Annotated in this window: 5 protein-coding genes; all 5 read right to left on the bottom strand. The window is 57.7% G+C overall.

Annotation, left to right across the window (positions count from 1 at the left end; genetic code table 11):
- Window positions 1–323, bottom strand: a 323-nt coding sequence (locus Q0510_RS22920; protein WP_298716970.1) for an aldehyde dehydrogenase family protein, incomplete at its 3' end; no start/stop codon positions are given.
- Complete coding sequence (locus Q0510_RS22915) at window positions 323–1,216, bottom strand: DUF1338 domain-containing protein (RefSeq protein WP_298716967.1); 894 nt, start codon at window positions 1,214–1,216, stop codon at window positions 323–325. The genes Q0510_RS22920 and Q0510_RS22915, both read right to left, overlap by 1 nt.
- Before the next feature lie 10 nt (window positions 1,217–1,226).
- Window positions 1,227–3,524, bottom strand: a complete 2,298-nt coding sequence (locus Q0510_RS22910) for an aminotransferase class III-fold pyridoxal phosphate-dependent enzyme (RefSeq protein WP_298716964.1) — start codon at window positions 3,522–3,524, stop codon at window positions 1,227–1,229.
- 5 nt (window positions 3,525–3,529) lie between these two features.
- The gene (locus tag Q0510_RS22905) at window positions 3,530–5,416 is read right to left on the bottom strand and encodes a trehalase family glycosidase (RefSeq protein WP_298716961.1); all 1,887 of its coding nucleotides are present in this window, start codon (window positions 5,414–5,416) and stop codon (window positions 3,530–3,532) included.
- A partial coding sequence (locus tag Q0510_RS22900; protein WP_298716959.1) for a beta-galactosidase small subunit occupies window positions 5,413–6,248 on the bottom strand: 836 nt, incomplete at its 5' end. The genes Q0510_RS22900 and Q0510_RS22905, both read right to left, overlap by 4 nt.

Here is a 6,248-nt window from a genome sequence, read left to right as displayed (position 1 = left end):
AAACCTTCCTGCAAGCTCTTCCCCATTTCATAGCTCACGAGCCGTCCCAGCGCCTGTTTCTTTTCGCGCAACGCATCGCCGACTTGCCGCACCACTTCGCCACGGCGTGGAGCAGGAACAGTGCGCCATTGCAGGAATGCCGCTTCGGCGGATTGTATCAGCTGTTCATATTCCCCTGATGTGGCGGCGGTTACGCTGGCGATGCGCTTACCATCGACCGGCGAAAACGATTCGATGTCGCTGCCTTCGCCGGCAAGCCATTTGGTGCCGGTGCCCACGCCCGATTGCCGTGCCATGATCCCGGTTTCCTGTAAAAAGTCCATTACTGTTTGTTGGTTTGTGAAGAATAAGTGCTCTCGAAAATCCGGTTCGCGTTGGCAGCTTCAAAGCCCTCGCGCCGGTGCTCCCTGGTAATATCCTGTGCCGGCAGTCCGGCGAAAGCCGGCAGCACCCTGCGCTCCGCGAACTCCACGTAAGAACCGGCGATCCGCGCCCGCTCGCCGCCGGCGAACTCTGCTTCGATCATGCCCGCCACCGTGGAGCTTTGCAGCAGCAGCCCGTCGGGGCTTTCCTTGTACTTGCCGCCGGAATCGTTGAGGACGAGCCCATGCCTCTCCAGGAAATCGTTAAAAGCGGTGATGTTGTTGTAACCCGCAGCCAGGTTATGCACGCTGATGGTAAAATGATTGAGGTAATACCGGTTGTAGATCGCCCAGGACGCGTACTCGCTTTCTTCCGCCAGCGCCCTGAAATCCGCCAGGGAAGGGAGGCGCCATAGCCCGCTGTGTAAGAATGTATCCACGGCGCCCGCATCGCCCAGGTCCAGGGAAAGGACAGGATCGGCGGATACTTCGTTGGTGTAACTGCGGATTATCCGCTGCGTTTCGGGCGATAAATCTTCTACCCGCAGCTCGCTGATGAAAATACGGGGCAGCGCGGGATCGGGCGGCGCGTACCAATACGCGTCGAGTTTCTTTTCCTTGAAATGGTAATAATCGCGGCGGATGTAGCCGTGGTGCAGGAATATCTTTTCGAGCGACTGGATGCCGAGGTGAGGCACGCCCATCGTACGGAAAGCGATATGATCGTTTTCGATATCGTCCGCATCGCGGATAATGCCCTCGGCGATCATCACCGAGATCACTTTATCCACATCCGGGACACGTGCTTTATAGCGGCGCATGAGGCCGCCGAGGATTTGATGAAGAATTTGCATGCAGCAGGTTTTACAGTGATAATTCGGTTAAGGCTTCATCGAGATGGCGGACCATATCCGCCGCATTCTGTTTGCTGAACACCAGCGGCGGTTTGATCTTGAGCACGTTGTACAAAGGCCCGTCGGTACTGAGCAGAAACCCGCGTTCCTTCATTTTTTCGACCAGCGCGTTGATCTCGTTGACGGCGGGTTCTTTCGTCTGCCTGTCTTTCACCATTTCCGCCCCCACGAACAAACCATGCCCGCGCACATCGCTGATTACAGGATGCTTATCCATCAAGCCGCGCAAGCCTTCCATGAGGAAGTTGCCCGTTTCCAGCGCATGCTGCTGCATGTTTTCGGACTGGATCACATCCAGCACCGCGCGCCCAGTGGCCATCGAAACGGGATTGCCGCCGAAGGTGTTGAAATATTCCATGCCGTTATTGAACGCATCCGCGATTTCTTCGGTGACCACCACCGCCGCCAGCGGGTGGCCGTTGCCGATGGGCTTGCCCAGCACCACGATATCCGGCTCCACATCCTGCAATTCAAATCCCCAGAACTTCTCGCCAACCCTGCCAAATCCTACCTGCACTTCATCCGCGATGCAGACGCCGCCCGCTTCGCGCACAAGGCGGTATACGTTCTTCAGGTAATTGTCCGGCAGGGGGATCTGTCCGCCCACGCCCAGCAGGGTTTCACAAATAAACGCCGACACTTTGCCGGGATGTTCCGCCAGGATCTTCGCCACGCTCTCAGCATAGCGCTCGCCTGCGCCGGGATCGGCATAGCCGTACGGACCGCGGTACAAATCCGGCGAATCGGCTTTATGGATGTAGGGCATCTGTCCGAAGCCGCCTTTCCCGTCGAATTTATATGGGCTCATTTCGATGGCCACGGTAGATGTGCCGTGATAGGCATGATCCAGTACGATTACGTCTTTTCGCTTCGTGAAATGGCGGCTTATGCGGATGGCGAGGTCGTTGGCTTCGCTGCCGGAATTGGTGAAGTAGCAGACTTTGAGGCGGGAAGGCAGCGTGGCGGTGAGGGCTTTCCCGAATTCCACCAGGTGATCGTTCAGGTAGCGGGTATTGGTGTTGAGCGTGGCGATCTGGCGCTGCATGGCTTTCACCACCACCGGGTGGCAATGGCCGACGTGGCTCACGTTGTTCACACAGTCGATATACGTGCCGCCTTTATCGTCGTAGAGATATTGCAATGCGCCTTTCACGATTTTCAGCGGTTGTTTGTAGCTGATGCTGAGGTTGCGGCCGATGAATTGATGGCGCGCCTTCAGTAGTGGACTGTAATCCGCATCCGGTTGCAGTACAGATGGCATGCCGCAGGCTTTCCGGAAAGCCTGGGCGGCTTTCAGCGGGTTGATGCGGATGAGTTTTTCCAGCAAATCCCAGGCGTGGCTTTCCGTTACGAAGTGATGCCCGTTCACCGAACCGTTGGAAGCCTGCCAGGCCGACTGTGTAACGCTGATGCAGAGGCGCGCGGCGATGAGATAATAGATCAGGTCTGCTTCCTGCTCCGTCAGTGGGTAGGCGGCGTGATACCCTTCCACCACCCAGGCCGCGGCCAGCAGGGGATCGGGCGTATCCAGCATGGCGTAAGTGCAGGCGATGGCCACGTTGTTGACCAAAGCGGAATACACCATATCCCCCAAATCGATCAAACCGCTGACCTCCCCGTTTTTCACCAGCACGTTGTAATCGTTGGCGTCGTTATGGATACAGGCATGCCGCAGCGAAGTGAGCACCGGCAGCACTTCCGTTTCAAATGCCAGCAGGAAATACCCCGCCAGCCGGCGCTTTTCCGGATCGGTGATGCAATGCAGCCAGCGGTTGGCGTCCGCAGCGGTATTGACGTCCCAGACATACGGCCGGTGCAGCGCATCATGCTGAAAATCCTGCAACGATTCGTCGGTTTTGCCGAGGAAGGTACCCAAGCCTTTGTACAGCGACGCCGGCTTATCTTTAACATGCACCCAACAATCGCCGTCGAGCCAGGTAAGGATGCGGACGTTGTACTGTTTTCCGTTATTGAATACGGGCGTCAGTTCCTGGCGGTTCTTGTTGCGGAGGATCTGCTGGAACTTCCAGGCCACGGGGCTCACGGTGAGGTGGTCGAGCAGCCGGAGCTGGGCGTCGAGGAAAGAATAAGGCTTTTCTTCACCGGTGATTTTAAGGATGAACTTCCGGCCAGACGCATCGGTGATTTTGTAGTTATACTCGTCGTACCCCTGAAGCGTTTCCACTTCCACCGCAAGCAGGTAGTTCTTCTGCACCAGCTGCTGCACTTCGTTTGCTGTGAATTGCATGTTCGTTACTTGTTTTTCAATATCATTAATAGATGCGCCGCCGACCAGCTGAAATTCCTGGCATTCAGCCCCTGTCCGGAAAGCGGGTGATAATTCTCATAAACCGGCTGGTCCTGCAATAAACCTTCCGCGCCGTTCAGCAACTTCGCTTCCAGCGCCGCGGCCAGGGTGCGGTAACCGTATTTTCTCAGGCCTTCCGTTCCGAAAGCGAACTGGTCGAGCCAAACAGGCCCGCGCCAATAACCGTCGCCGGGGTCGAAGGCGGGATGTGCATAAGAAAGTGTCGGTAAAGGGATATAGGTGTTAAAGCAGGATGTGTCCGCCATTTTCCGTTTGACAGCCGCCGCCTGTTCAGGCGTGGCCAGCCCCGCCCACAACGGAATCCATCCTTCCGGGCCATCCACGGGCACATGCGCGGGTGAACGCAGCATCCGGTCCCGGAAAAATCCCGCCTGCGCATCGTAAAACCGGTCACCGATCAGTTGCTGCAAGGTTTTAGCGGCTGCGGCATAAGTATTTTCCTGCCCTGCCACCGAGCAGAGCTTCGACAGGTATTGCTTTTCGGCATAGAGGTAAGCGTTCAGGTCCACGCTTTCCTGGTTCAGCGACCAGGCGCCTGCGTGGTTGGGCAGCATTACGGCGCTGTCGAAACGGACGGCATTGTCCATCCCGCTCTCCCAGGCGGCGGCGACGCGCGTGCCATCGGTGGAGCCATATTCGCACAAGCCATTGCCGTCGTGATCGCGGTGCCTGTACCACCATTCGTGGTAACGGATGAGACGGGGCAGCATCTCGCGGACGAACGCGGTATCGCGGGATTGGCGGAACACCTCCCATACGCCCCAGGCGGCGAGCGGCGGCTTGGTATCGCGCCAGTTGTTTTCGGATTTATCCGCGTAAATGCAATCGGCGATCATGCCGTGCCCGTCCTGGTAATCGAACATGCTGCGGATATTATCTTTCGCGAGTGCGGGAAAAAACGTGGCGATACCGGCGGCCTGCTTCCAGCTGTCCCAGCTCCACACGCCGTAAAACCCCTGGTAGTTGACAGACGGGAATACGCCATCGTGCAGGATATCTTTGGAAGCGCTGCGCCAGTTGGTCATCAGCGTCACGATGCATTTGACGGCGAGGCGCTTTTCTCTGGCAGACAGGCGCTTCACCCCGGAGAAGTATTTGGCAAGATAGCCATCCCAGCGGCGGGTATTTCGTTGGAGTTCGACATTGAAATCGTACTGCCTGTTAGGCTGGCGGCCATCCGGCGCATAGGCGTGGCGCTGGGTGTGAGAAAAGGCCGCACCCGGCCGGAGCACAGCTGACCATAACGCCGCATACTGCAAGCTATCGGCGTGTACGGAATCTGCCTGCGGCCAGCTGATGGCAAAGTTGCCGGCTTTCAACCCTGCCGCATCTACCCGGCTGTTCTTCACTTTTCCGTTGTATTCCACCACTAATTTCACCGCTTGCCCGCCGCGGTTGCGGATATCCGTTTGCAGGAGGGCTTCCCTTCCGGAAACGAATATCAGCCGCTGCCGGATGGAGAGATGGCCGGAAGAAAACGACTGCTCCAGCATCCCGGGATAATAATGAATGGACGCATGTGTCAATTCCACCTGGCGGCCATCCGCAACAACTTTCAGCCGCGAAATAGCGTCCGACAGCCAGCGGCCGTTCATATCCATGAGCAACGGACCGATGAATGCGCCGTAGTCGGCGGGCTGCAAAGGCAGGGCGTAGGCATGCCAGGCGCCCATGTCGCTGAAAACATTGGATTCTATGCTGCGCCCTTCGGGCGGAAGTGTTTGAAGGTTGAGTACGTCCGGAAAACGGGCGCGTTGTGCAAACGCGCCCTGCATTACTGTGATGGCGAAAAGGAGGAGGATGGGTCTCATGGCGCAGCGGGTCGGAGGATGAACGAATATTGGTAATCGCGGTACGGCAGCATGTACTCCGCATGCGGAGTGGCGCCCCAGGAGTTGTCGCCGCCCACGCCGGATTGTTTGTAATCGATGTTCCACCACACGAGGTCTTCGTTGCGCATGGAGCCGCCGTGATTATTTTCGGTAGCATGCCGGTCGAAGCCGAGTCGCGCCATATCGAAATGCAGCACACCGGTGCAGATGAGCGGCAGGCCCTGTGCTTCGAGCCCTGTGCCCGCAGCGTCCGTGATGGAAATATGGCGAACGTCCGTCCGGTAGCCGCTTTCCTGTGCGCGGGGGTACGGGTGGAAGAGGCTGTCGGCCTTCATGCGGTACAAACCCACGGCGGCGGCGGTTTTACGGTCTTCGTAGTTATCGAAAGGCCCGCGCCCGAACCAGGACACGTTATCGTACTGCCCTTTCAGGAGAACGCGCATGCCGAAGCGCGGGAGCTCGGGCTGGGGGGATTTCCCGGCTTTCATGCCTGCCGACACAACAATGCTGCCGTCGGGCTGCACGAGATAACGGGCGAGATACATAGCGCCTACGGCCGGGAGCGCGATCTGCGTCACCACGATATGCCTGCCAGCGGAGTCTTTTTCCACGCGGATGGATTCCAGCCGGGCGGTTTGCAGTACATCTTTCCACACGGCGCAGCGCATCTGCTGGCTGTTGCCGATGTCATTGTCCGTAGGTTCCCGCCAGAAATGCGGCTGCAGCGGCGATAATAATATTTCTTTCCCGCCCAGCGCGTATTGCGTCAGCCAGCCGGTTTGCTTATCGAAACGAATGTCAAAACCATTTC

Source organism: uncultured Chitinophaga sp. (assembly GCF_937874145.1).
GTDB lineage: Bacteria > Bacteroidota > Bacteroidia > Chitinophagales > Chitinophagaceae > Chitinophaga.
The sequence above is the reverse complement of the archived record's forward strand: the minus strand, read 5'-3'. Positions and strand labels throughout refer to the sequence as shown.

What these genes read in the sequence shown, in the direction of transcription:
- Q0510_RS22915 (WP_298716967.1), bottom strand. Translation starts at nt 1,216, where the DNA reads ATGCAAATTCTTCATCAAATCCTCGGCGGCCTCATGCGCCGCTATAAA.
- Q0510_RS22910 (WP_298716964.1), bottom strand. Translation starts at nt 3,524, where the DNA reads ATGCAATTCACAGCAAACGAAGTGCAGCAGCTGGTGCAGAAGAACTAC.
- Q0510_RS22905 (WP_298716961.1), bottom strand. Translation starts at nt 5,416, where the DNA reads ATGAGACCCATCCTCCTCCTTTTCGCCATCACAGTAATGCAGGGCGCG.